Genomic DNA, 25,875 nt, shown 5'->3' with positions numbered 1-25,875 from the left:
GGTCGTCGGCGCCAGTTGCACGGAGGTCAATATGAACCTGCTTCCCGAAAATCCCGATCTGTCTCAGCTTCGCCGACAGGCAAAGGAGCTGCACGCCCGTTATCGCGCGCAAGACATCGCAGCCTTGCAGCGCCTGCGCCAATCCCTGCCCGCGGCCAGGGGCCTGTCGCAGGCAGAGGTTGCGGCAGCCGGCTACCGGTTGCATGACGCACAATCCTGCCTGGCGCGTGAATATGGCTTTGCGTCCTGGGGAGACCTGAAAGCCTTTGTCGAGGCGGCCCGGCTCAGATCCAGTGATGTGTCAGCGCTGCGGCGTGCTTTCCTGGGCTTTGTCTACGCCGGCGAGGTTGTTGGCGGCATGAACAGATCCCGACCGGCTCTCGCCGAACGATTGTTGACGCAATACCCGGAGATCGAGGCGGGCTGCCCGACAACCGCCTGCGCAGTTGGCGACGTCGAGGCCGTGCGCGCGGCGATCCTCCGCGACTGGGGCTGGATCCATGCGGCGGGCGGGCCTTTGTCCTTGCCGCCCCTGGTTGCAGCCTGTCACTCCGGTCTGTTGACGGTTGCAGACAGGCGCGCCGGGATCCTCGACGTGATCCGGCTGCTGCTTGCCGAAGGCGCAAATCCGAACCAGTCCATCGCAAGCCGCTGGCCACCGGCGTCTGTCGAATTTCCGGATGCAACAGCGCCTCTGTCGGCGCTTTACGGGGCGGCTGGGGTGAGTTTTGACCCGGATGCTACGCAACTGCTGCTGGCTGCCGGAGCCGATCCGAATGACAATGAATCGCTCTATCATTCGCTGGATCGGCCCAACTGCACCGCGCTGCTGCTGGCGGCGGGCGCGCAGGTGTCTGGGACAAACGCGTTGTTTCGCTGTCTGGATTTTGATGACCTCGGTACCTTTGAAATGCTGCTGTCTCATGCCGCCGGAGCGCCCGAGTTGTCGCATTCTGGTCTGTATTTTCACGCCATTCGCCGCCGCCGTTCGCTGTCGCATTTTCAAGCTTTGCTCGATGCAGGTGTCGATCCCGACACCACGAATGAGGAGGGGATGACACCTGCGGCGTTTGCCCTGCGTCACGGGCTCGCCGAAGTGGCGACCTTGCTTGGCGGCACTGCGGAGCTGTCAGAGACGGATCAGTTCCTTGCCGCCTGTGCGGCGGCTGACCTGGACGCGGCACGCGCGTTGCTGGACGACGCCCCGGATCTGTTTGCCCGGTTGCAGGAGCGTGATCTGCGCCTCTTGCCGGAGCTGGCCGCCGCCGGGGCAACCGCTGCGGTGCGGGTCATGGTGGACCTCGGCTGGCCGATCGAAGCGATCGGCGGGGACTGGTCGGCAAGTGCGCTCAACCAAGCTGTGTTCCGGGGCGACAGGGAGCTCACCAGATTTCTGCTGGAGCGGGGGGCGTCCTGGCGTGCCGAGCATGGTTTCGGGGATGACGTGTCTGGTACGCTCTGCTGGGCTTCCCTCAATCGTCCGGTCGAAGGCGGGGACTGGAGCGGCTGCGCAGAGGTCCTGTTGCAACACGGCATGCCTGCGGTGCGGCGGGATCGGACCGACCCTCACACCGTGATCATGGAAGGCCGACCGCGGCAGTTTTCCGAAGATGTGACACGGGTCCTGCTGCAAGAGGGACCGTAACAGCGGGGCAGTGAGCACCCGCGCCGCCCCCGCCACTGTCGCAATTGCCAGGCGCGGGGGCCGTCGTGCCACATTTACCTGTGCGGTTGCGGCCCCGGCCTCGCGGATGAGGGCAATCCCGCTGACGGATCAGCGCCGCACCGGATCAACGTCCCGACCGCCACATGCAGATGAAACAAAGCCGCCCGCGACGGTTCGCGGACGGCCTTGGTATGTCAGAAATCCCAGTCTTCGTCCTCGGTCGCAACCGCCTTGCCGATCACATAGCTCGACCCGGACCCGGAGAAGAAGTCGTGGTTTTCATCCGATCCGGGCGACAGCGCCGCCATGATTGCCGGGTTCACACGACAGGTTTCTTCCGGGAACAGCGCCTCAAACCCAAGGTTCTGCAGAGCCTTGTTGGCGTTGTAGTGCAGGAAGTTCTTCACATCCTCGGTGAGCCCCAACCCATCATAGAGCTGCTCTGTATAGCGCGCCTCAATGTCATAAAGGTCAAACAGCAAACCAAAGGCGAAATCCTTCAGCTCCTTGCGCTCCGCCTCGCTCAACCGCTCCATGCCGCGCTGGAACTTATAGCCGATGTAATAGCCGTGGATGGCTTCATCGCGGATGATCAGGCGGATCAGGTCGGCAGTGTTGGTCAGGCGCGCGCGGCTTGACCAGTGCATCGGCAGATAAAAGCCCGAATAGAACAAGAAGCTCTCAAGGAACACGCTGGCGATCTTCTTGCGCAGCGGCGAGGCGGTGGCATCGTACTCGTCAAGGATCAGCCGGGATTTGGCCTGCAGATGCTCATTCTCCGCCGACCAGCGGAAGGCTTCATCCACCTCAGTGGTCTGGCACAGGGTCGAGAACACCGAGGAATAGGACCGCGCATGCACCGCCTCCATAAAGGCGATATTGCTAAGCACCGCCTCCTCATGCGGGGTGATCGCATCCTGCATCAGCGTCGGCGCACCCACGGCATTCTGGATCGTGTCCAGCAGCGTAAGACCGGTGAACACCCGAATGGTCAGGGTCTGCTCGTCCGGGGTCAGCTGCGACCAGGACTGAATGTCATTGGACAGCGGCACTTTCTCCGGCAGCCAGAAGTTCACCGTTAGACGGTTCCAAATCTCCAGATCCTTGTCGTCCTGAAGCCGGTTCCAGTTGATCGCTTTCGGGACGGCGCGGGCTTGGGTCATGTCTTTCATACACTCAATCTCAGCAGCTTGGGGGCGGGCCCCTTCATCTTTTCCAAAATACCTCGGGGGAGGCCACGGATGTGGCCGGGGGCAGCGCCCCCTCCCGATTTACAGCGAACAGGACACGCAGCCCTCGACCTCGGTGCCTTCCAGCGCCTGTTGGCGAAGGCGGATGTAGTAGATCGTCTTGATCCCTTTCTTCCACGCATAGATTTGCGCGCGGTTGATGTCTCGGGTCGAGGCCTCCGCCGGGAAAAACAGGGTCAGCGACAGCCCCTGATCGACGTGCTGCGTTGCCGCCGCATAAGTGTCGATGATCGCCTCGGGACCGATGTCATAGGCATCGCGGTAATACTCGAGGTTGTCGTTGGTCATATAGGGCGCGGGATAGTAGACGCGACCGATTTTGCCTTCCTTGCGGATCTCGATCTTGGCGGTGATCGGGTGGATCGAAGAGGTGGCATAGTTGATATAGCTGATCGAGCCAGTGGGCGGCACCGCCTGCAGATTGCGGTTATAAAGCCCGTGCTTCATCACCTTGTCGCGCAGCGCTTCCCAGTCCTTGCGGGTCGGGATCTCAATGCCTGCGGCCTCAAACAGCTCTTTGACCCGGTCGGTTTCCGGCAGCCAGTCCTGACCGACATATTTCTCAAAGAAGCTGCCATCGGCATAGGCGGAGTCTTCAAAGCCTTTGAACTTTGCCTTCTTCTCTTTTGCCAATGCGTTAGAGGCGCTGAGCGCATGATACAGCACGGTGCAGAAGTAGATATTGGTGAAATCCACCCCTTCTGCGCTGCCGTAATGGATGCGCTCGCGGGCGAGGTAACCATGCAGGTTCATCTGACCGAGACCAATAGCGTGGCCTTCTTCGTTGCCCTTGCGGATGGAGGGTACAGAATCGATGCTCGACATTTCCGACACGGCATTGAGCGCGCGGATCGCGGTGCCCACGGTGCTGGCCAGATCGCCACCGTCCATCGCACGCGCGATGTTCATGGAGCCGAGGTTGCAGGAAATATCCGTGCCCATCTGCGCATAAGACAAATCGTCGTTGAACGCGGAGGCCTCGTTCACCTGCAGGATTTCGGAGCAGAGGTTTGACATGGCAATGCGGCCCGCGATGGGGTTTGCGGCATTCACCGTGTCTTCAAACATGATGTAGGGATAGCCGGATTCAAATTGAATTTCGGCAATGGTCTGGAAGAACGCGCGGGCGTTGATCTTCTTTTTGCGGATCTGCGGGTTGTCCACCATCTCGTGATATTTCTCGGTGACCGAGATTTCCGAGAAGGCCTGACCGTAGACTTTTTCCACGTCATGCGGCGAGAACAGATACATGTCCTCGTTTTTCTTGGCGAGTTGGAAGGTGATATCCGGGATCACCACGCCCAGCGACAGCGTCTTGATGCGGATCTTCTCATCCGCATTTTCGCGCTTGGTATCCAAGAAACGCAGAATGTCCGGGTGATGCGCGTTCAGATAGACCGCGCCGGCGCCCTGACGCGCGCCCAGCTGGTTGGCATAAGAAAAACTGTCCTCAAGAAGCTTCATCACCGGGATGACGCCCGAAGACTGGTTTTCGATGCCTTTGATCGGGGCACCATGCTCGCGAATGTTGGTCAGCATCAAGGCCACGCCACCGCCGCGTTTCGACAGCTGCAGGGCAGAGTTGATGCCGCGCCCGATCGACTCCATGTTGTCCTCAAGACGCAACAGGAAGCAGGACACAAACTCGCCACGCGCCTTTTTGCCCGCATTGAGGAAGGTGGGTGTTGCGGGCTGGAAGCGGCCGTCGATGATCTCCGACATCAGCTTCATCGCGAGTTTTTCATCCCCGCGCGCCAGCGTCAGCGCATTCATCACTACGCGGTCCTCGTAGCGCTCCAGATAGCGCTGCCCATCGCGGGTTTTCAGCGTGTAGGACGTGTAATATTTGAACGCGCCGAGGAAGGACGGGAAGCGGAATTTCTTGCCATAGGCCGCATCCCAGATCTTGCGCTGGAAATTGAGCGAGTATTGATCCAGCACTTCGGGTTCGTAGTAACCTTCCTCAACCAGGTAGCGCAGCTTCTCGTCCAGCGAGTGGAAGAAGACGGTGTTCTGGTTCACATGCTGAAGAAAATACTGCCGGGCCGCCATGCGGTCAGCCTCGAACTGGATGTTGCCCTCGTCATCATAGAGGTTCAACATCGCATTCAGCGCGTGATAGTCGAGGTCGGCGGTTACGCTTGCGTCAAGCATGTCTGCTGCTCCTGTGCCGCCCAGAACCGGGCGAGGCCCGCGCGGATGCGGGCGATGTCTGTTTCGGTTCCCGCCAACTCAAAGCGGTAGAGGACGGGGACATTACATTTTTTGGCAATCACATCCCCGGCGAGGGCGAAGGTGGTGCCAAAGTTGCGGTTGCCCCCGGCAATCACGCCCCGCAGAAGGGCACGATTGCGCGCGTTGTTCAGAAATTTGATGACCGGTTTCGGCACCGCGCCACGCCCTTCGCCATCGGCAAAGGTGGGCGTGACCAAAACATAGGGCGCATCTACGTCCGGGAAAGGCTCTGTCTGCGGCAGCCGCAGAGCCTCCAGTCCCAGTTGCTCCATCAAACGGGCCGTATTGCCCGAACGGGAGGAGTAGTAGACAAGCCCGGTCACTCTGGTGCCTTAGGCCAACTGGCCGATCAGGTCGGGACGGAATCCTGCCCAGTGATCGTCGCCTGCGACAACGACAGGAGCCTGACGATACCCCAACCCCTGGACCATCTCCATGGCGGCGGCATCCTCGGTCAGGTCGACGAGATCAAAAGAGATCCCCTTGGCCTCCAGCGCGCGGGTGGTGGCGGTGCATTGCACGCAGGCCGGTTTAGAATAGACAGTGATGCTCATCTGCAAGGTCCCCTCAGGTGGTATCTGCTCGTATGTCTGGTCAGGCGAAAACGGACACGAGAACCCGGCGCTGACCAAAGCACCGAACCACGCGTCCGGGCCCTCCGCCTCGGTCGTCGTTCAGTTGCTTTGGCAGGTCTCCTGACTTTGCGGCTCAGACGCCCGGTCCCCCTTCCCAATGCCGGTCATGCATCAGTGGTCCAGGATAGGCTTGCCGCTTACAGTTGCGGGGGCAGCGCCGGATTTCCACCGACTTCCCTCTTCACCCGCGAGTCACCCCGCAGGCACCAAAGCACCCGCATATTGCGTCTTTTGTTAGGGAACTGTCAATATATGGTTATTCACACAGGGGGGCATTTCCTGTGGATGAATCACGTGTCGCGCGCAGTCTCCGAGGGGGTCACGGCAGCAGGCTGGTCGGATCGTCAACGGCAACCAAACGTTTTGCGGTTCCGAACCCCAGTTCGACCAATTGCTCGGACGGGCAGGTGCTGGCAGCGCCACCGGCCTGGCGAAACCCCTTGAGGCGTCCGATGTCGATCGATTTCATGGCCTCCACCGCGAGACCGTAGTGATGACCGTCCTTTTCCAGGATCATTATGCCAGACTCCGATCCGAACTGGCCATCGCCGTGCCCGCGGCGGCGCGCGCAGTCATAGACCGGCATCAGGCGGCTTTGATAGGAAAGGTTGGCGAGGTGGCCGTCGTAATCTGCCCCTGAGATGCTGTTCGGCAGACGCATGATCTCGCTTACGGCTTCGATCGGGACGGCAAAGTCCCCACCTGCGGACACCGTCAGATAGCGCCCCGACGCAGAGCGCAACGCGGCGAGACGGTTTTCATCATACGCCGGTTCCGTGCCGACAGGGTGGTCCGAGGGTTTGCCCTGGGCATCTTTGACCGCGATCTGGGGCGTGGTCTTGAGGCGATGTGATGTTTCGGCCAGTTGCAACAGGTCCGGGTCCTGTCGGCAAGCGGCCACGTCGATCACCAGACACTGCTCATCCTGTTCGTCAATATGGACACCGCTGAACAGCTCCCGGCGTGAGGTGACGCTGGGCGGAAAATCATAGACCGCGCCTGCCTCAATGTTCATGACACTGACAACCTGGTCGACATGAAAGGCCAGCGCATGATCGTCGGGAAATTCAATAATGATGCCTGCCGCCGCCTCCGGCCTCTCTCCCGTACTGGCGAACCCGAGGTTTTCCAGCGTGTCCAGCATCGGCATTTCCATACCGTGGCGCTGGATCAGACCCAGGCAGGAACTGCCGTTTATCGGCCAGGGGCTGAGCGGACTGGTGGGAACCGTGGAGGCGATATCCGACATGGCGATCAGGAAATTCCGCCCGCCCACGCGGAAGCGGATATAGGGCAGGCGCTTGATGCGGGCCCGCTGGCGCGCGGTTTCGGAGATCTCGTCCGACGGTGCTTGTGGCACATTCAGCAACTCGGGAACCGACAGCATCGAGAAATGCCCGTTGGTTTCGCAGATATAACCGCCGCTGATCAGAACGTCTTCATTGTCGGGGAGGTTCTGATGCCAGGTGTCCCCCAGTTGCAGCAGGCAGCGCACCGAATCCACAAGCAGTCCGGCGACTCGTCCTTCGGCGCGGATGACGACGATGACACCGCCGGCCGGAGTGGCCCCCTGTGCCGTGTCTTCCGGCGTGGTGCCTGTGTGCAGGCTGGCTTCGGCGCCCAGCCTTTGGTGCAGGCTTTGCACCGGGATCGCCTTGCCACGCAACAGGACCGCCCCGAGGAGATCCTGGTGTTGGCCGGGGAGGCGCTGAAACCGCTCCGGCGCAGGAATGACCTCGCGCACTTGGTGGATCGGGATTGCGAACAGCATGCCTCCGATCTCGACCACGCCGACCAGCTGGTCCGCGGGGTCGGCGCAGGTGTCCGGTTCAGCTGCGCGGTCTGACATCGGTTCAGGCCGCCCGGTTGTCGCCGGACAATTGGCTGATCAGATCGACGACCTGTTTCGACGCCGCAAGCTGGTTTTCCGCCGCCGAGGAAATCTGATCGACCGACTGGCCTGTCAGGGCGACACTTTCAACGATCCGAGAAAAGGCATCCCGCGCCGCGACCGAGCGGGTGGTCCCCTGATCGACACGGACTTCGGACTCGGTGATCAGGCGCGAGATCTTATGGGCGGCTTCGGAACTGCGCTCGGCCAGTTTTCGGACTTCCTCGGCGACGACGGAGAAGCCGACCCCGTGCTCCCCGGCCCGGGCCGCCTCGATGGCCGCATTGAACGCCAGGAGATTGGTCTGGTTCGCGATTTCGCCGATCACCTTGACGATCTCCGAGATCTCGCCCGAAGAGCGCTGCATCAACTCGATCGTTTCAATCGTGTGGTTCAGCGCCTCGAACCCCTGGTTCGCGTTCTGCTCGGTCTCGCCGGCTTTGGTGCGGGCCTCGCTGGTGGCAAAGGAAATGTCCGAGATTGCTTCGCTCAGCGAGTCTACAACGCGGGTCATTTCCTCCGCCTTTTCGCGGATACGGTGTTCGCGCGCCACCTGTTCGGTCACATCGGTGGCGTATTCGATCACACCGACCGGCTGCCCGTGCAGGTCCATGAGCGGTGCGTAGGTGGCCTGGATATGAACATCGCGGCTGAACTTGCCGACCCTGTGGTACCGTCCGGACTGATATTCCCCGCGGTTGAGCGCCAGCCAGAAGTCCCGGTACTGCTGGGATTTCAGATAATCCGGAGTGCAGAACATCGAATGGTGCTGACCGAGAATTTCGCGCAGTGAATAGCCCATGACACTGAGGAAGTTCTCGTTCGCCGAGATCACATTGCCATCGAGGTCGAACTGCACCACCGCCTGGCTGCGGTCCATGGCCTGGATCTTGTTGTTGGCATCCACGGCCTGTTTTTTGGTCTCGGTGACGTCGCTGGCGTATTTGACCACTTTCACCGGTTCGCCGCGCAGGTCGAAGATCGGATTATAGGTCGCCTGAATCCAGACCTCTTTGCCATCACGGCCGATGCGGCGGTATTCGCCCGCCGCAAAGTTGCCGCGCCGCAGTTGCGCCCAGAATTCGCGATAAGCTTCGCTTTCCGCATAGTCCGGCTCGCAGAACATGGCATGGCGTTGCCCGATCACCTCATCGGCATCATACCCCATCAGGTACAAAAAGTTCTCGTTGGCGCTCAGGATCGTGCCCTGGAGATCAAATTCGATCACCGCCTGACTGCGGCTGACGGCGTTCAGCTTAGCCTCGAATTCGACGGATTGTTTTTTGGACTCTGTCAGGTCGTTGGCGAATTTGACCACTTTGATAGGATTGCCATCGAGGTCAAACACCGGGTTGTAGGTGGCCTGGATCCACAGATCGCTACCGTCCTTGCGCCGGCGCTGATAGACGCCACTTGCAAATTCCCCGGCGCTCAGTTTGCGCCAGAAACTTGCATAGTCCCGGCTGGCCACATGTTCTTCGGTGCAGAAGACGCGATGGTGCAGGCCGACAATCTCGTCGCTTGCATAGCCGGTCAGGTCGAGGAAGATGTCATTGGCCCACAGCACATTCCCGTCGAGGTCGAATTCAATCACCGCCTGACTGCGGTTGGCGGCATTCAGGCGGGCTTCCATCTCGGCGCGTTGCTGATGTTCGGCGCTTACGTCAGTGGCGAATTTGACGATCTTCAGCAATTCCCCGTCAGGGCCGTAGACCGGGTTGTAGGTAGCCTGAATCCACACCGGAGAGCCATCTTTGCACAGGCGGCGGTATTCGCCGCGGGCGTGCTCGCCACTGGCCAGTTTGCTCCAGAAATTGCTGTAGCCCGCGCTTTTTACGGTGGCAGGGTCGCAGAACAGGCGATGATGGCGGCCGATGATCTCGTCCCGGGTGTAGCCGGTCAGGTCGAGAAAATTCGCGTTGGCCTCCAATATTGTGCCGTCGAGGTCAAATTCGATCACCGCGCTGCTGCGGCTCAGGGCCTCGATTTTGCCGGCGCTTTCCGCAGACTGACGTTTGCTGGCGGTCACGTCCATGGCGTATTCGATGATCCGGACCACGTTGCCTTCGCGGTCAAAAATCGGATTGAAAGCCGCGCGCACCCAGATCTGGTTGCCCTTGCGACCAACGCGCTGGTACTCGCCTTCGACGCCATGGCCCTTGCACAGATCGCCCCAGAAGGTCAGGTACGGCTCCGGCTTGTCCTGTAGTTTCGGCCACAGAATGCTGTGGTGGGCCCCGATCAGATCGCCCTTCTTGAAACCGGTCAGGGCGCAGAAATTCTCGTTCGCCCGCATGATGGTGCCGTCGATGTCATATTCGACGATGGCCTGGGCGCGGTCGATCGCCGCGACATAGCCCTGTATCGCCTCGTCCGGCTCAACCACGCCCCCGGTCAGGAAGACATGGTCATCATGTGATTTCTGCATGATGCCAAAGAATTGCGGAGAGGTTGGTGTGTCCTCCAGGCGTACCCTGAATGAGGCGCTGCCTGCGCCAGAGGCGGTCGCCGCAATATCTCGGCGCAGACATCCCTGATCGACCACCAGATCCGTCAATGTGCTGGGTTCCGAAGTGCGCAGGCGGGCAAATTCGTCGTGCGCAGTGTCGCTCGCGGCGACAACCTCAAGCGTTTCCGGTTGAACCTTGAGGATGATCGAGTGGTTCATCAGGGCTTCGCCAGCGCCTTTCAGGTCGATTTCGACGAATTTTTTGACCATATGTCAGCATCCCTGTTTCTGAGCGCCCGTTTCAGCGCCGAGGCATCAAGTTGTCGTGCCGGGATTACTGCATGTTTGCGTTTAAGAAGCCGTAAAGCCATGCGTGGTCACATCGTGAAATTCCGCAGATTGACCAATGTGTGGGAGCAGCTGCTGCGCGCGCCGCTGCTCCCGTGGGCGACAGCCTCAGGTTGTTGCGGCAACAACGGCCATGGAGGGCAAGCGAAGGACCTCATGCGCCTGTGCGACACGCTCGGGCGTGTAATACCCCTCTTCGTGTAGGATGTTGACCGTGGCCACCATCTTGCCGCCAAGGATCACCGGCAGGTTGATGACCGATCCGCAGCCCAGTTTGCCGATCAGTTCCGCGTCTGGGAACACGGTGTCGATATCGGCCAGAGTGTTGGAGACAAAGGTCTCGTGACGGCCATGAACCTGCTCGAACCAGCGGTTCATCTCGATTTCCTTGGTGCCTGTTGTGGGGTAATTTTCCGCATCATCCGTGTAGACGCGACGGGCGAGCATAGCGTCCATGTCAGCGGTCATCACGGTGAACAGCTTTGCCCCCACCGTGGCCTTGGTCAGCGCGCAAAGCGCGTCATAAGCCTGCTCTTCGGTGGTGGCCTCTGACAGCGCTTTTTCAAAATCTTGGCGCGCCGTGTTTGTGTCCGTCATGTCTTAGTCCTTGCGGTCTGGATTGCCGCCCGATGCGGCGTAAAGGGATTGCGTGTAAGGGTCGGTGAAACTGCCATCGTGAAGCGCTGTTGCGGGCGCGATCTCGACGATGCGGCCCTTGTTCATCACGGCCATGCGGTCGCACATGAAGCTGACGACAGGCAGATTGTGGGTGACCATCAGATAGGTCAGCCCCTGCTCGCGGCGCAGTTTCTTCAGCAGGTTGAGGATCTCCGCCTGTACCGAGACATCCAGCGCCGATGTGGGCTCATCAAGCAGCATCACCTTGGGTTCCAGCATCAGGGCGCGCGCGATGGCGACCCGCTGGCGTTGCCCGCCCGAAAGCTGGTGCGGATAGCGGAACCGAAACCGCTGATCGAGGCCCACCGCAGCGAGCATCTCGATCACGCGGGCATCGCGATTGCCTAGCCCATGGATCTTGAGCGGCTCGCTCAGCACCGTGTCCACGGATTTGCGCGGATGCAGCGAGCCGTAAGGGTCTTGGAACACCATCTGACAACGGGTGGCAAAGCCCTGATCCACGTTGCGCCCGCGGGGCTGTCCCAGCACCGAGATCTCGCCGCTCCAATCCGGGGCGAGGCCTGCAATGGCCTTGAGGATCGTGGATTTGCCAGAGCCGCTTTCACCGACCAGAGCAAAGCTTTCACCTTCGGCGACCTCAATGTTTACCCCCTCAACCACCTTGGTGTGGCCATAGGAGATATCGAGGTTTTTCAAAATGATCGCGCTCATGTGCCGCTCCATGCGCTGCGGTCGAGGACGGGGAGTTCCTCGCGCGTTTCTTCCATCCGTGGCACCGCCGCCAGCAGCCCTTGGGTATAGGGGTGCGTGGCCTTGTGCAGGTCTTCGGCGGCGCAGCTCTCGACCACTTCGCCTGCGTGCATCACGAGGATGCGGTCGCAGTAGCGCGCCACCAGATTGAGGTCATGCGAGATCAGGATCAGCCCCATGCCCTTGTCGCGCACCAGCTCGTCGATGAGGTCCAGAACCTGCGCCTGCACAGAGACATCCAGCGCTGAGGTCGGCTCATCCGCGATCAGCAGATCCGGGCGCGGGATCAGCATCATGGCGATCATGATACGCTGGCCCATACCGCCCGAAACCTCATGCGGATAGAGGTTCACCACCCGTTCGGGATCGTTGATGCGCACGGAATGCAGCATCTCTAGCACGCGGGATTTGACCTCGCTGCGGGCAAGGTTCTCGTGGGTCTTGAGTGCCTCGGCGATCTGCGCGCCGATGGTCATCACCGGATTGAGCGAGAACTTCGGGTCTTGCATGATCATCGAGATCCGCGCGCCGCGCAGGTCGCGCATCTTGCGTTCCGACAATCCTTGCAGGTCGATGCCATCAAAGATCATGCGATCAGCCTGCTGGCGTCCCGGTTTACGCACAAGCCGCAGGATCGCGCGGCCCGTCATGGATTTGCCCGACCCGCTTTCGCCGACGATGCCCAGACGTTCGCGACCCAAGGTGAAGGACAGGCCTTTGACCACCTCGATGCGCCCCTGTGGCGTGGGGAAGCTCACGCGCAGGTTTTCCAGTTCCAAAAGTGGCATATCGCTCATGATTTGCCTCCTTGTTTGGGGTCCAGCACATCGCGCAAACCGTCACCGAGGAAACAGAAACCGAGCGAGACGATGATGATGGCAAAGCCCGGCATGGTGGCGACCCACCACTGATCGAGGATGAAGGCCCGACCGCGCGAGATCATCGCGCCCCATTCCGGCAGCGGCGGTTGTGCGCCAAGGCCGAGGAAGCCCAGACCCGCAGCGGTCAGGATGATACCGGCCATATCCAGCGTCACCCGCACGATCATCGACGAGGTACACAGTGGCAGCACATGGCCAGTGATGATCCGCGTGTGCGATGCTCCAAGCAGGCGCATGGCCGAGATGAATTCCGAGTTGCGGAAGGTCAGTGTTTCGGCGCGTGCGATCCGCGCATAGGCAGGCCAGGATGTGATGGCGATGGCGATGATCGCGTTCTCAATCCCCGGCCCGAGTGCCGCCACAAAGGCGAGCGCGAGGATCAGCTTGGGCATCGACAGGAACACATCCGTCACGCCCATGATGATCTTGTCCGTCCAGCCACCGAAATAGCCAGACACAGCCCCGATGAGCAGTCCAAGCGGTGCGGAGATCACCGCCACCAGCGCCACGATCAACAGGGTAATACGCGCGCCGTAAATGACGCGGCTAAAGATGTCGCGGCCCAGCTCATCGGTGCCCATCCAATGCGCGGCAGAGGGGGGCAGCAGGCGTTGACCGAGGTTTTGTCCGAGCGGGCTGTGAGGCGCGATCGACGGCGCAAAGATGGCCGCCAGGATCAACACCAAGAGGATCAGCGCCCCGACCACAGCGAGCGGATTGCGCATCAGCATCCGTGTCACACGGTAGCTGTGACCCAAGGAGGCTTGCAGGCGGGAGCTGGGGGAGTCGTCGAGCAGCCAGTTTGTCATCGTTGTCATGGCACCCTCCTATCGGCTGCGCGGGTCGAGAATGCGGTAGAGCACATCCGACAGCTTGTTGATGAGAATGAAGACCGAACCGATCACCAAAGTTGCGCCAAGGACGGCGTTCATGTCGGCATTGAGCAGCGCCACGGTCAGATAGTTGCCGATGCCCGGCCAGCTAAAGACCGTCTCGATCATCACCGAGCCTTCGAGCAGTGCCGCATAGGAAAGGCCGATCACCGTGATCAGTGGCACCCGGATCGGGCGGAAGCCGTGGGTCCAGATCACCCGCCATTCCGACACGCCTTTGACACGGGCGGTGGTGATGTACTCTTGGCCGAGTTGATCCAGCATGAAGCTGCGGGTCATGCGCGCGATATAGGCCAGCGAGAAGAACCCAAGGATGGTGGCGGGCAGGATCAGGTGATCCAATGCGCTCCAGAACACATCCATGTCGCCTGCAATGAGGGCATCGACCAGCAGCAGGCCGGTGTGCGGCTCGACCAGACCCTCGTAGAAGATATCGACACGTCCCGGACCACCGACCCAGCCAAGGCCCGCGTAAAATACGACCAGTCCCACAAGACCAAGCCAGAAGGCGGGAACAGAGTAACCCAGCAGTGCAAAGACGCGGATCAACTGATCCACCCATGTGCCTTGCCTTGCTGCGGCCCAGACACCCAGCGGAACGCCCATGCCAACGCCGATGATAATGCCGAGCGTTGCCATCTCAAGCGTTGCCGGGAAGACGCGCGCCAGATCCTCTGCGACGGGGCGGTTGGTGGACACCGAATGGCCAAGATCACCCTGAAACACATCGCCCACATAGGTGATGAACTGCACCACCAAAGGCTGATCCAGCCCCATGGCGATGCGGGCGGCGTCGTATTGTTCTTGCGTGGCGCGATCTCCGACCACGGCCAGAACCGGGTCAATCGGGATCACGCGGCCGATGAAGAAAGTGATCGCCATCAATCCGACAAACGTCAGGAACGTGACGATGACAAAGCCACCAAATGCGCTGGCGGTTTTCCTCAGCCCGGCGTGTGAAGGCGCGGCTGTACTCAAGGGTCTGGTCCCCTTTTTTCCTCCCAAAGCCCCCGGCAGCCGGGAGATCTGGCATCGTGAAAACTCTGCGCCAGAGAGGCCCCTGACGCGGTGGTTGGTGCATCAGGCATAAAACAATTTTCGAAATGTGCAAAAAAATTTTTGCCTGACAAAAATTTTTTTTGTAGCGTGAGCGAGACAACATCCAGGAATGTGACCCTGTCTGATGCTACAGACGCAGGGTCCAACCCAAAGTGTGAAGAACAAAAATGCCGCGTGAAAAACCACCACAAGAGCCCAATGTCGGCCCCGCGATTCGCAAGCGCCGCAAGCAATTGAAACTGACCTTGCAGGCGCTCTGCGACAAATCCGGTGTGTCGGTCGGCTATCTCAGTCAGGTTGAGCGCGACAACGCAACACCTTCGCTTGGGACCTTGGCGCAGATTTCAGCGGCGCTGGATGTTGGGCTGGATTATTTCATTTCGGCATCGAAGCCTTCGGACGGTTTGACCCGTGCGGGAACACGTCCGCTGTTTGCGCTGGATGATTCCTCTCTGCGCTACGAGGCGCTGGGCGCGGATTTTCCCGGCTCTGAGATGTCGTCCTACATCCTGCACATCCCGTCTGGCTATGTATCGGAAACCGTGAGCCATGAGGGCGAAGAGATCATCTTTGTCCTTGAGGGGGAAATCCAGCAAACGCTGGATGGCCAGTCCTTCGCCATGACCGCGGGCGATAGCCTGCACTACAGCGGCAATACCCCGCACGCATGGAGCAACCCAACCGATCACACCGCCCGGCTGCTCTGGACCGGGACGTTGACAGTTCTCAACCGCAAAGGCGCCATCGAGCTTCCGGAACTGTCCCACAAACAGAACGCGTAAACCGCGACAGACTGACTAGAAGTTTCATCCAACAAGGAGACCTCCCGTGAAACATCTGAAGACAACATTGCTGGCCAGCGCGCTGCTGTTGCCGCTTGCGGCACCTGCCGTCTTGGCCGACACGCCCGAGGGCGTGCTGGTGGTGGCACAGAACATCGACGATATCGTCGCCATCGACCCCGCGCAGGCCTATGAGTTCACCTCTGGCGAGCTGGTCACCAACCTCTATGATCGTCTGGTTCAATACGATGCCGAAGACACCACGGTTCTGGCGGCAGGTCTGGCCTCGGAATGGGTCACCGATCCCGACGCCAAGACCATCACCTTCACCCTGCGCGATGGCGCGACGTTTCCCTCTGGCAACCCGGTGACCGCAGAAGACGTGGTCTATTCCTTCTCCCGCGTGGTGAAGCTGAACCTGACCCCGGCGTTCATCCTGACCCAACTGGGCTGGACGGCAGATAACATCGGCGAGATGGTCACGGGCGAGGGCAACACCGTCACCGTGAAATACGCGGGCGATTTCTCTCCGGCGTTTGTGCTGAACGTCCTGGCTGCGCGCCCCGCATCCATCGTCGACAGCAAGCTGGTGCAGGAAAACGAAGTTGACGGCGACATGGGCAATGCGTGGCTCAACGCCAATGCAGCCGGTTCCGGTCCCTTCACGCTGCAACGCTATTCTGCGGGTCAGATGGTACGCATGCAGGCGAACCCGACCTATTTCAACGGCGCGCCCAAGATCGACAGCGTGATCATCCGTCACGTTGCCGAAAGCGCCACTCAGCAGCTGCTGCTGGAGCAAGGCGATGTCGATCTGGCGCGCAACATGACGCCGGATCAGGTGGCTTCGCTCGACAGTGGCGAGATCAAGGTCGAGACCTTCCCGCAGGCGGCTGTCCACTTCCTGTCGTTCAACCAGAAAACCGAGAGCCTGACGCCCCCCGCTGTTTGGGAAGCGGCACGCTATCTGGTCGACTACAAAGGCATGACCGATACGATCATCAAAGGTCAGATGGAAGTGCATCAGGCCTTCTGGCCCAAAGGCTTCCCCGGTTCGTATGATGAGACCCCGTTCTCTTATGACCCGGAAAAGGCCAAGAGCATCCTGTCCGAGGCCGGCATCGAGACCCCGATCACCGTGTCGCTGGATGTGATCAATGCGGCACCCTTCACCGATATGGCGCAGTCGCTGCAAGCGAGCTTTGCCGATGCGGGCATCAACTTTGAGATCCTGCCCGGCACCGGGAGCCAGGTGATCACCAAATACCGCGAGCGCAGCCATGAGGCGATGCTGCTCTATTGGGGCCCGGACTTCATGGATCCGCACTCCAACGCCAAGGCCTTCGCCTATAATTCCGACAACTCTGACGACAATTATGCAGCGACCACCACCTGGCGCAACGCATGGGCCGTGCCGGAAGAGATGAACAAGAAAACCATGGCAGCGCTGTCCGAGAGCGACGCGGATGCCCGTCTCGACATGTACCGCGAACTGCAAAAAGAGGTGCAAGCCGAGTCGCCCATCGTGATCATGTTCCAGGCCGCCTATCAGGTCGCCATGAACGAGGCGGTTTCGGGTTACGTCAACGGCGCGACCTCTGACTTTGTGTTCTACCGTCTGGTGGAAAAAGAGTAACTGTGAACTGATCGGGCCGCCCGCGCTGGTGGCCCGCTTCCCCTATCTCCCCCTATAATCCCGGAGCCTTCGATGACCGAATTCCCGCTGACCGCCGCCCGCCTCGCTGCTCTGCGTGCCCGTATGGAGCTGACAGGCACCGACCTTGTCGCTCTCGGCCCTTCCAGCCATATGGCGTGGCTGTCTGGTGTGCATCCTCACGGCGATGAGCGCCCGGTAATGCTCTTGGTGAGCCAGTCTTATGCGGGTTTTTTGATGCCGGCGCTGAATGCCGCCGCCGCGCGCAAGGACACGGACCTGCCGTTCCACCCATGGCGTGATGACGAAGGCCCGGATGCCGCTCTGGCCGCACTTCTTGAGGCCTGCGGCGCGACGCGCCCGAATGTGTCGGTGGTTCTAGATGAGACCATGCGCACCGATTTCTCGCTGCGCCTTCTGGATGCGCTGGAGACGCCGCGCCGTCGCTTTGCCGATGACACCGTGAGCCTGTTGCGAGCCTCCAAGGACGACAGCGAGTACCACGCGATCAAAGCCGCGCATCTGACCAATGACAAGGCCGTCAAGGCCGCGTTTGCCGCCCTCAAAGAAGGCGTCACCGAGAGCGAGATCGTTGAACTGATCAAATCCGAATATGCCGCTGCCGGAGCGACGCTGGAGTTTTGCTCCGTGTGCTTTGGCGCGTCTGGGGCCTTCCCGCATCACACGCCCGGTGACACCCAGTTGACCCGCAACTCTGCTGTGCTGATTGACACCGGTTGCCGTCTGGATGGCTACCCCTCCGACATGACCCGCTGCGGCTACTTTGGTGCGCCCGAAGAGGGGTATGAGGAGGTCTTTGACGTGGTCGAGAAGGCCGTTCAGGCCGCGCTCGCGGTGGCCAAGCCGGGTGTTGTGGCCAGCGATATCGACAAGGCCGCGCGCGATGTGATCACCGCCGCAGGCTATGGCGATCGTTTCCTGCATCGCACCGGCCATGGTCTTGGTATCGACATTCACGAACCGCCCTATATCGCCGCCAATTCCGACGTGGTGCTGGCCGAGGGCAATGTGTTCTCGATCGAGCCGGGCATCTACCTTGAGGGTAAGTTCGGCATCCGTCTGGAGGAGATCGTCATCCTGCGCGAAGACGGTGCGGAGATCTTTTCCGAGATGCCGCGCGACATGGTGCGCGTCTGAACACGTAGCCCCTCAGGGCTAAGGACAAACAGGCGGCGTGGCTCAGAGCTGCGCCGCCTTTTTTCCAAGCTGTCCCGGCACCGCCAGATCCCGCAGGGTAAGGCCCGCGAAGCTTGCCATGTGCCAGCCGAGGACTTGATTGGAACTCAGCACCGGCAGGCCCAGTTCCGCTTCGAGCGTCGGGATGACCTCAAGTGTGCGCAAGTTGGTGCAGGACAGGAAGACCGCATCCAGTTCAGCCCGTGATGCAAGCGCATGGGCCGCGGCACGGATGGAGGCAGGTGCGATCCGCGCGACACGGGCCTCAACCTCCTCGCCAAAGCCAAGCATGTCGGGCACCACAAAATCCGCTGCTTCAAATCCTGCGCGGATCGGGGCGGCCACGGAGGCGATATAGGGCGAGACGATCCCGACACGCGTCACGTTCAGTGCCCGGAGCGCGGCAATCGCGGCGCTGAGCGGGTCGCTGACGGCGTGTGTTGTGGCATTGGCATGGACCAGTTCTTTCACCCTGCATGCGCCGATCAGGCTGGTGCCGGAGGTGCAGCCATAGGCGATGACCTCAAACCGGGCGGCAGGCGGCAGCAGGCGCGCGGCCTGCGGCAAATCCTCTTCCATGGCGGCGATGGTGTCGGGCGTCAGCTCCGCACCGGAAGGAACGCGACTGATGTGCAGCCGTGCCGCAGGCTGAGGAAACATCTGGCGGAAGTCCTCTTCGATGGTTTCATCCACCTGCAAGGCAACCAGCCCGAGACGCGGGCGCGGGTCTTCGGTGATCTCATACGGAAAGGATGTCATCATCCAAGCTCCGGCAGGTCAGAGGGCGCACGGGGCGACAAAAGCTCAGCACCACTTTCGCGCAAAACGATGTTTTCCTCATGCACCATGATGCGACCCGGCCCCACCATTGCGCCGGGTTCGAGTGTCAGCACCATGCCCGCCCGCAGGGGCGTGGTGTCCTTCGGGGTGAACGACGGCCACTCCGTCAACGTCACGCCCAGCCCATGGCCCAGCCGTCCAGCACCGGGTGTGGCCCCTTGCGCGATCAGCGCATCGCTCAGGATCTGATGCACATCCCGCGCCAGCATCCCCGGACGCAGCGCCTCAAGACAGGTGTCGGTCGCAGACCAGAGCGCGGAATGCGTGCGTTTGGCCAGATCCGAGGCCGGACCGATGGCATAGTTGCGGTCAAAGTCGCAGAAATACCCCTCGCGGACCGCACCAGTGTCGAGCATCAAAATATCGCCCTTCTCCAGCGGCTGCGCGGTGGCCGGAGAGATCACATCGCCGTAGCCATCCGCGCCCGCGCCGCCAGCAAGATAGCTCACCCAATCGGCCCCCTCATCCAGTAACAGAGCCTGAAATGCGCGAAACACCTGATCAAGCGGGCGGCCCACGCCCGCGATCTCTGACACCCGATCAAAAGCGCGCCCAGCGATGGCGCAGGTGGTACGGATCTTGGCAATTTCGGCCTCGGATTTGATCTCACGCACCCGCTGGAAAATATCAGTGCCATCCATCACCTGTCGCGGGGCCAGCTGCGCGCAAAGGGCGTGATAACCTGCAAGCGGCATCCGCAGATGTGTCTCCAATCCCATGGGTAGAGCGATTTTTCCCTGCTCTGGGACCAGTGACGCCAGCGTGTCGACCAAGAGGCTCAGTCCGTCATCCACAGGGTCAGGCGCATCCCACGTCCGGACCTGCGTGATCCATGTGCGCTGCATCAAGGCGGCACCGATAGAGGGGATGACCGCCACCGGAGCGCCAGAGACGGGCACCACGATGAACCAGGGCCGGGCGGGGCTTTCCCAGAACCGGGTCAGGAAACCGGTGACGTAAAACACATCCGCCGCCGTGCTCAGCAGCAGCGCATCGGCCCCGGCTATTGCCATACGGTCCTGCAACCGGGTGATGCGGTTTTGATATTCAAGCGCGGGAAAGATCAGCGACGTCTCAGGCATCCTCTGGCCCTTCGCTCAAGATCGCGAGAACGCGGGCGTCTTCGGGCAGATCAAGCCCGGCGATCAAGGCACCGATCCCGGCCCCGCCAGAGGGGGTTGTGGCCAGTCCTTGGTTTTGGAGTGTGACCACGGCGGCATCAGCCTCCTCTTCGCTGAGGGTGACAAACAGATCCGCATCGCGCGCCAGCCCCTGCAGCGCGATCATCGACGGCGTTTTGCAGTCCAGTCGCCCCATCGCAGAAACCGGCCCTTGTGTATCGATCACTTTGCCAGCCTGGATGCTCTCCATGAGGGCAGGGGCAGCCTCTGGCTCAACGACAATGATCTGCGGGGTGTCACCCCAGACCTTGCGCGCATGGGCGGCGACCGCAGCCGCCAATCCGCCCACCCCGGCTTGCAGCAGGATATGTGTCGGGGGGGCGGGGATCTGCTGAGCGGCCTCCGCCGCGAGTTGCAGGTATCCCTCCATCACCAGATAAGGGAGTTCGGTATATCCGGGCCAAGAGCTGTCAGAGAGCAACGTCCAGTCGTTGCGCGCCGCCGCCGTCTCTGCCGCATCCATGCTGGCCTCATAATCGTTTCCCTCGCGCACTACCTCGGCACCTTTGGCACGCAGGCGGGCGGCAAAACTCTCGGGCACGGTTTCGGCTAGGTAGATCACCGCCTGCGCCCCAAACAGGGCCGCCCCGGCGGCAACGGACAGTCCGTGGTTGCCTGCGCTTGCGGTGACGAATGTGCGCCCTGCCAGCGCTTTTGACCAATCGCCATCCTCGACCACATCCCACGCGGTGCGGGCAATGGCATGTGCGGCCCCGAGTGCTTTGAAACTGCCTAGCCCCATGCGGTTGCGCTCGTCCTTGAGGTGGATCTGCGCAACGCCACAGTGCGCGGCCAGTGTGGGCACGGACAGGAGCGGTGTTTCCTGATGCGCAGGGCATTGCCCCAGCAAATCGGCGACCCCTTTTGCATCATCGCAAGGAAACGGCGCGTCGAGGGCGAGACCCCGACCACGGTGGGGGTTGGCAAATGTCACGGGCATAAAGCGGGCTCCTGTTCTTTGATGTCCAGCCTAGCGCTCTTGCGGTGACGTATCCCGGATTTCTCGGATCGGATCTGGCTGAAAATCATACTAACCAAGCCATAATGGTCCGAATACCGCCCGGCAGAACCGTTGCGTCTTACCCAGAGGCCGAATTTCCGCCATTCTGCCGGTATGGATAGATTCGACGCCCTGATACTGGAGGCCATCCAGTCCGACGCCCGCATGACCGCCGAGGCGCTCTCCAAGCAAGTGGGGCTGTCGCCGGATGCCTGCCGCAAACGCTTGGCACGGTTGCGGGCCTCAGATGTGGTAGAATCCGAAATCACCGTGCTCGCCCCGGACAAGGTGGGACGCGGGTTGCTGCTGATTGTCGAGGTGACGCTGCAAAACGAGCGGATGGAAGATCTGGACCGCTTCAAGGCGCAGATGCGCGCCGCACCGGAGGTGATGCAGTGCTACTATGTGACGGGAAACGCTGATTTTGTGCTGATCATCTCGGCGCGCGATATGGCCGATTATGATGACTTCACCCGCCGTCAGTTCTTTGCCGAAGAAAACGTACTGCGGTTCCGCACCAGCGCGGTGATGGATCGGGTGAAAACAGGGTTTTCAATGCCGGTTACCGTACCCGATGGATAAGCCTCCTGCGCCGACCGGGGGGGGCGATGGCCCCGCGGCGCAGGTGGTGTTCAGGAAACCGGGCGCGGCGTGGCCCCGTGCCGCTGCTGGCTCCGGATGGGTCACACATGCTGTGGGGCGTGACGAGGCCGCAGGGTCTGATCAGGCGCCGTTGAAGGTGACATGTGACAGAATGGTATCAACATCGAGCTCCACGGCCTCGCGCGGCATGTCGCGCGGGAAGTTCAGACGGACCGCCGCACGCCGCCCATGCAGTGTGAAATGCTCCGCTGCACCATCGAAATCGATTACCGATTGGCCGGTGCGGATCTGGACCTGATCGTAGGTCCCTTTGATGTCCGCAGCGAGGTTGGTCAGGCCGATCTCCAGGCTTAGCCCGGCCGGAAGCGACAGCGTCACATCGGGGTCGCACCAGAACCCCACGCGCATGCGGCCTTTTTCAACTGAGATCTTCAATTGATCGCCAACCGTTTCTATGGTCGATGTAATAGCACAGCCGATATTGTCCTCGGTGGTTATCCTTGCCTCGCGCACGTCGTCAGCATGAGTGGTCAGCTTCAGCGCGGTGCCGTCTCCATGCAGTATGACCGTGCGAATGGCGGCGGATAACGGAATGGACTGATCGTCCTCGGCCTGGACCAGACGCGGGGCGGCGCTCAGGACCACCAGGGCGGCGCTGATCGAGGCGAGCGTGATCTTTGTCTTGCGTTTCATGCCAATGCTCCTGTGCAAGGGGGCAGCAGTCCCCGTCTTCTGTGCAATGGAGTGTGGCCCCTCCGCCCCCTGTATGCGACCTGATGCGCGATCAAGGACGTCCGAGATCGGGTTTCCGGACCTGGGGGCTCAGGTCTCCGATGCGGTTTCCTGCACCCGGACCGTGTCAGAGCCGGAGCGGGGTTCGGAGGTGGTACAGGCACGGCTGCGCCAGGCGCTGGGGTTGAGGCCGGTCACCCGCTGGAATTCGCGATTGAAATTGGATTTGGTGGTGAACCCCACGGCAAAGATCACCTCGGTCACCGGCATGTCGGTTTCTTCAAGGATGCGGCAGGCATCGCGAATGCGGAACGTATTGACGTATTTCGGAACATTCATTGCCCGCAGCGTGTTCACGGCGCTGGACACCTGTCGGGCGGGCACGCGGATCTTGCGTGCGATTTCGTTCAGCGACAGGTTTTCATTTCGGTACAGATGGTTGGTTTCCATCTCCTGATCCAGCTTTGCAAGGATGCTTTCGGCGCTGGTCTCGTCCTCCGGCGACAGGGACTGGGCCTGCGGCGTGGTGGGCTGCGGCCGCGGCGCCGGGGCAGGGCCGTCATGGCGGGTAAAGAACACCACGATCAGCGCAAGCAGGAAGGTGAGGTTGGAATATCCGACCAGTGCAGGTGAAATCTGACTGTCGTTGAGCCGGATATCCAGCGCGACCATCACGTCCACGCCGGCCGAAAGCAGCAAAATAGTCCCCGCGACCATATAGGCGCGCTGGGTGGGAATGAGGCTCTGCAAGGGGCGGCTTGCCATCCAGTCCAGATCTAGGTTCATGCCCGACCAGATCAGATGCCCGCCAAACAGCAGGTAGACCAGAATCGACATCGTATCGACGATATCCTCGATGCCGAGGAGGAACGCGCCATTGGTGATCGCCAGCAACACCGCGATCGCGCCGAATATGACGGGGCGGCTGAAACGCCCGGTACGGCCTGCCAGTTCATTCAGCGACAACCAGGTCAGGGGCGGCAAGGCGATCGCCAGCGAAATCAGCGGCATCTTGGGCATGTCCTGAATGCCCCAGGACACGCCAAGCAGCACCGACTGCAACGCAAAGCCCACGACGGTCAGCATGACCACCCAATCAAGCCCCCGCCCGATGAAACGGGCAAGCTGCATGATCACGAAGATCAGGAAGAACGCGGTCAGGAACGGCAGGGGGAAAAACAGCAAGGCCTCAGTCTCCGGTCATTGAAGGCGGTCGTCTGGATCATGCGGCATCAGCAGGACGGCGGCACAGAACGCAGCGGGCTGCCCCGATCCTGACCCGGTACATATCGCCATATTCGGGCCTCTGTATGACACGTCCATCTCAGGCCGCCCTTCCCATATCAACGCGCATATCCAGAACCCGGTGTTTGATTTCAACGGGGTATGCGGTCCATACCACTAAAGCGCTATCAATATTATTACACAACTCCTTATAGGAGAGTTGAGGGCGGATTGGGACCTCCATGTCACTGCAAAGAAGACGGGGCGCAAAAGGGTCGATGGCAAAACTGTCGAGGGGGCAGGCCAGACCCCGGCCATCCGCCTTGATATAGGCTTCCTTGAGGACCCAAAGCCGGGCAAAGGCGGCGTCAAACTCCGCAGATCGGAGCGGCAGGAGGCGCGCGCGTTCAGGCTCTGCAAAGAGCCGTGCTACCAACTGTCGCGCCCGGGGGCGCGCTCGGCGCTGTTCCAGGTCAACCCCAAGCGGGGCGTGTCGGCACAGGGCAATCGCCGCATCTGCGCCAGAGTGGCTCAGGCTGAAATGCGGGGCGTTGCGACCTTGCAGCACCGGGCGTCCATGAGCCTCGCGGAGAATCCGCAAGGTGTCGGGTGCGCATCCGCTGGCCGCTCCCAGAATTCGGCGCAGGGCGGCATGGGCGGCGACATATTGCACCCGGTGCGCCGGCATCGAAATAGCTGTGGCCCGCGCGTGTTCCTCAGGATCCAGCAGGGCCAGATCCTCAGGGCGCAGCTGATCGGGCAACCGGACATGCCAGACCTCGACCGGCAGTGGCGGCAACGCGCAACTCATAGCCCACTGGCCATGCTGCGGCCAATCAGATCCTGAAGGATCTCGCTGGTGCCGCCCCAGATGGATTGCACCGATGCATCGAGAAGATCCTGGCTCGCTGCGGCGCCGCTATCCCCGCTGATGCCGCCGGCCCCCCGCAGTTGTACCCCCAGCGCGGCGAGCTTCTTCAGGGTGGCGGTGGTCCGCAATTTTGCAATGCAGGCGCTCTTGGGGTCAAACCGACCGTCCTGCACCTGTGGAATGCACTGGTCGATGAAACTGCGGTTCACGGCACATTCGCTGTACAGGTCCGCCAGGGCAAACCGGGGGGTTTGATGATCGAGAAGACTGCCCTGCGGTGTGCGGCGTGCGTCGCAATCCCGGATCAGATCCTGCAAGATCCGCTCGCAGCACCCCTGCGCGTAGATGGCCAGGACCAGCCGTTCCACCCCGAGGAAACTCATCAGGTAGACAAAGCCCATGCCCTCGGCACCGAGGAGGTTGCCGCGCGGAACGATACAGTCCTCCAGCGAGATCCGACCGGTATCCAATGCCGGCATGCCGCATTTCTGGATCGCTTGCTGACTGATACCCGGGCGTTCGGTCTCCACCAGCACCAGGCTCAGTCCGGGTTGGTCGCCGATCGCACCACGCTCGCTCTGCGCGGCAACGATCACCACATCTGCGACTGACCCATTGGAAATATGTGTCTTGCATCCGTTCAGAACCAGGCTTTCACCGCTGTTGCGGGCCGTGGTGGCCATATCGGACATGGCGCTGCCGCCCTGCGGTTCGGTCAGGGCCAGCGCGCCGAGGGTTTCGCCCTGGCACAGGGCCGGGAGCAGGCGGTCTTTTTGCGCGTCCGTACCAAGCCGCAGAATGAAAGGCGCGACGATATCGCTCTGCAGGCAGGTGAACAGCCCGTGGACACGGTGCCGCGCCAGTTCCTCGATCACGATGGCGCTGTCGCGAAAATCCCGCCCCGCGCCGCCATATTGCCGTGGCATCCCGCGTCCCAGCAACCCGGCCGCGCCAGCCCGTCGCCAGATGTCACGCGGTGTCTTCTTGTCTGCAACCCAGCGATCATGCTGCGGGACGACCTCGGAGGTCAGGAAACGGGACACCTCGGCGCGCCAGGCGTCGTGCTCGGGGTCGAAGAGGGTGCGATTGAACATG

At 61.2% G+C, this 25,875-nt stretch carries 23 protein-coding genes and 1 riboswitch; of the genes, 5 read left to right on the top strand and 18 right to left on the bottom strand.

The window, feature by feature from the left end; translation table 11 throughout:
* Positions 1–31: 31 nt before the first annotated feature.
* Positions 32–1,645: an ankyrin repeat domain-containing protein gene (locus MHM88_RS03220; RefSeq protein ID WP_239359924.1), complete on the top strand. Its 1,614-nt coding sequence runs from the start codon at positions 32–34 to the stop codon at positions 1,643–1,645.
* A 215-nt stretch (positions 1,646–1,860) separates the two neighbouring features.
* Here MHM88_RS03220 and nrdF read toward each other — a convergent pair whose 3' ends face one another.
* The 11 genes from nrdF to MHM88_RS03165 all read right to left on the bottom strand — a co-directional run bounded on the left by nrdF (position 1,861) and on the right by MHM88_RS03165 (position 14,615).
* A complete protein-coding gene (gene nrdF / locus MHM88_RS03215) occupies positions 1,861–2,838 on the bottom strand; it encodes a class 1b ribonucleoside-diphosphate reductase subunit beta (RefSeq protein WP_239319077.1) in 978 nt (325 codons plus the stop codon).
* Positions 2,839–2,937: 99 nt separating this feature from the next.
* Complete coding sequence (gene nrdE / locus MHM88_RS03210) at positions 2,938–5,070, bottom strand: class 1b ribonucleoside-diphosphate reductase subunit alpha (RefSeq protein WP_239359922.1); 2,133 nt, start codon at positions 5,068–5,070, stop codon at positions 2,938–2,940.
* Positions 5,052–5,474 carry a class Ib ribonucleoside-diphosphate reductase assembly flavoprotein NrdI gene (gene nrdI, locus MHM88_RS03205; RefSeq protein WP_239359920.1) on the bottom strand — a complete coding sequence of 141 codons (423 nt, stop codon included), beginning with the start codon at positions 5,472–5,474 and terminating at the stop codon, positions 5,052–5,054. The genes nrdE and nrdI overlap by 19 nt, the downstream gene beginning before the upstream one ends.
* A 9-nt stretch (positions 5,475–5,483) precedes the next feature.
* Positions 5,484–5,705 carry a glutaredoxin-like protein NrdH gene (gene nrdH, locus MHM88_RS03200; protein ID WP_239319080.1) on the bottom strand — a complete coding sequence of 74 codons (222 nt, stop codon included), beginning with the start codon at positions 5,703–5,705 and terminating at the stop codon, positions 5,484–5,486.
* A gap of 113 nt (positions 5,706–5,818) precedes the next feature.
* Positions 5,819–6,012, bottom strand: a riboswitch (cobalamin riboswitch).
* A 93-nt stretch (positions 6,013–6,105) separates the two neighbouring features.
* Complete coding sequence (locus tag MHM88_RS03195) at positions 6,106–7,635, bottom strand: chemotaxis protein CheW (protein WP_239359901.1); 1,530 nt, start codon at positions 7,633–7,635, stop codon at positions 6,106–6,108.
* A 4-nt stretch (positions 7,636–7,639) separates the two neighbouring features.
* Positions 7,640–10,396: a PAS domain-containing methyl-accepting chemotaxis protein gene (locus tag MHM88_RS03190; protein WP_239359899.1), complete on the bottom strand. Its 2,757-nt coding sequence runs from the start codon at positions 10,394–10,396 to the stop codon at positions 7,640–7,642.
* Positions 10,397–10,582: 186 nt separating this feature from the next.
* Entirely contained in the window at positions 10,583–11,071 is a 489-nt protein-coding gene (locus tag MHM88_RS03185; protein WP_239359898.1) for a GAF domain-containing protein, read from the bottom strand.
* Between the two features lie 3 nt (positions 11,072–11,074).
* On the bottom strand, positions 11,075–11,824 hold the full coding sequence (locus tag MHM88_RS03180) for an ABC transporter ATP-binding protein (RefSeq protein ID WP_005622795.1): 750 nt from the start codon (positions 11,822–11,824) through the stop codon (positions 11,075–11,077).
* Positions 11,821–12,660, bottom strand: a complete 840-nt coding sequence (locus MHM88_RS03175) for an ABC transporter ATP-binding protein (RefSeq protein WP_239359896.1) — start codon at positions 12,658–12,660, stop codon at positions 11,821–11,823. The genes MHM88_RS03180 and MHM88_RS03175 overlap by 4 nt, the downstream gene beginning before the upstream one ends.
* Entirely contained in the window at positions 12,657–13,562 is a 906-nt protein-coding gene (locus tag MHM88_RS03170; RefSeq protein ID WP_239359894.1) for an ABC transporter permease, read from the bottom strand. Before MHM88_RS03170 ends, MHM88_RS03175 begins: the two co-directional genes overlap by 4 nt.
* A 9-nt stretch (positions 13,563–13,571) precedes the next feature.
* Complete coding sequence (locus tag MHM88_RS03165; protein WP_065328471.1) at positions 13,572–14,615, bottom strand: ABC transporter permease; 1,044 nt, start codon at positions 14,613–14,615, stop codon at positions 13,572–13,574.
* Positions 14,616–14,863: 248 nt separating this feature from the next.
* Between MHM88_RS03165 and MHM88_RS03160 the strand changes: the two genes are divergently transcribed.
* The 3 genes from MHM88_RS03160 to MHM88_RS03150 all read left to right on the top strand — a co-directional run bounded on the left by MHM88_RS03160 (position 14,864) and on the right by MHM88_RS03150 (position 18,290).
* Positions 14,864–15,478, top strand: a complete 615-nt coding sequence (locus MHM88_RS03160; RefSeq protein ID WP_239319088.1) for a helix-turn-helix domain-containing protein — start codon at positions 14,864–14,866, stop codon at positions 15,476–15,478.
* A gap of 46 nt (positions 15,479–15,524) precedes the next feature.
* Positions 15,525–17,114 carry an ABC transporter substrate-binding protein gene (locus MHM88_RS03155; RefSeq protein ID WP_239359892.1) on the top strand — a complete coding sequence of 530 codons (1,590 nt, stop codon included), beginning with the start codon at positions 15,525–15,527 and terminating at the stop codon, positions 17,112–17,114.
* 72 nt (positions 17,115–17,186) lie between these two features.
* Positions 17,187–18,290 carry a Xaa-Pro peptidase family protein gene (locus MHM88_RS03150; RefSeq protein WP_239359890.1) on the top strand — a complete coding sequence of 368 codons (1,104 nt, stop codon included), beginning with the start codon at positions 17,187–17,189 and terminating at the stop codon, positions 18,288–18,290.
* 42 nt (positions 18,291–18,332) lie between these two features.
* On the opposite strand, the gene MHM88_RS03145 is transcribed toward MHM88_RS03150, so the two are convergent.
* The 3 genes from MHM88_RS03145 to MHM88_RS03135 are packed head-to-tail and all read right to left on the bottom strand — an operon-like array spanning position 18,333 to position 21,290.
* Positions 18,333–19,088, bottom strand: a complete 756-nt coding sequence (locus MHM88_RS03145; protein WP_239361112.1) for an Asp/Glu racemase — start codon at positions 19,086–19,088, stop codon at positions 18,333–18,335.
* Positions 19,088–20,251, bottom strand: coding sequence for a Xaa-Pro peptidase family protein (locus tag MHM88_RS03140; RefSeq protein WP_239359888.1), 1,164 nt, complete (start codon positions 20,249–20,251; stop codon positions 19,088–19,090). The genes MHM88_RS03145 and MHM88_RS03140 overlap by 1 nt, the downstream gene beginning before the upstream one ends.
* A complete protein-coding gene (locus MHM88_RS03135) occupies positions 20,244–21,290 on the bottom strand; it encodes a pyridoxal-phosphate dependent enzyme (RefSeq protein ID WP_239359886.1) in 1,047 nt (348 codons plus the stop codon). Before MHM88_RS03135 ends, MHM88_RS03140 begins: the two co-directional genes overlap by 8 nt.
* A gap of 174 nt (positions 21,291–21,464) precedes the next feature.
* On the opposite strand from MHM88_RS03135, the gene MHM88_RS03130 reads away from it, so the two are divergent.
* Positions 21,465–21,932 carry an Lrp/AsnC family transcriptional regulator gene (locus MHM88_RS03130; protein WP_239359885.1) on the top strand — a complete coding sequence of 156 codons (468 nt, stop codon included), beginning with the start codon at positions 21,465–21,467 and terminating at the stop codon, positions 21,930–21,932.
* 141 nt (positions 21,933–22,073) lie between these two features.
* On the opposite strand, the gene MHM88_RS03125 is transcribed toward MHM88_RS03130, so the two are convergent.
* From MHM88_RS03125 to MHM88_RS03110, 4 genes are all read right to left on the bottom strand, one after another.
* Positions 22,074–22,646 carry a hypothetical protein gene (locus MHM88_RS03125; protein ID WP_239359884.1) on the bottom strand — a complete coding sequence of 191 codons (573 nt, stop codon included), beginning with the start codon at positions 22,644–22,646 and terminating at the stop codon, positions 22,074–22,076.
* A 129-nt stretch (positions 22,647–22,775) separates the two neighbouring features.
* Entirely contained in the window at positions 22,776–23,870 is a 1,095-nt protein-coding gene (locus MHM88_RS03120; protein ID WP_239319097.1) for an AraC family transcriptional regulator, read from the bottom strand.
* A gap of 139 nt (positions 23,871–24,009) precedes the next feature.
* Complete coding sequence (locus MHM88_RS03115; RefSeq protein ID WP_239359883.1) at positions 24,010–24,720, bottom strand: 4'-phosphopantetheinyl transferase superfamily protein; 711 nt, start codon at positions 24,718–24,720, stop codon at positions 24,010–24,012.
* Positions 24,717–25,874: an acyl-CoA dehydrogenase family protein gene (locus MHM88_RS03110; protein WP_239359878.1), complete on the bottom strand. Its 1,158-nt coding sequence runs from the start codon at positions 25,872–25,874 to the stop codon at positions 24,717–24,719. The genes MHM88_RS03115 and MHM88_RS03110 overlap by 4 nt, the downstream gene beginning before the upstream one ends.
* Position 25,875 lies beyond the last annotated feature (1 nt).

Source organism: Epibacterium sp. MM17-32 (assembly GCF_022348205.1).
Lineage (GTDB): Bacteria > Pseudomonadota > Alphaproteobacteria > Rhodobacterales > Rhodobacteraceae > Epibacterium.
The sequence above is the reverse complement of the archived record's forward strand: the minus strand, read 5'-3'. Positions and strand labels throughout refer to the sequence as shown.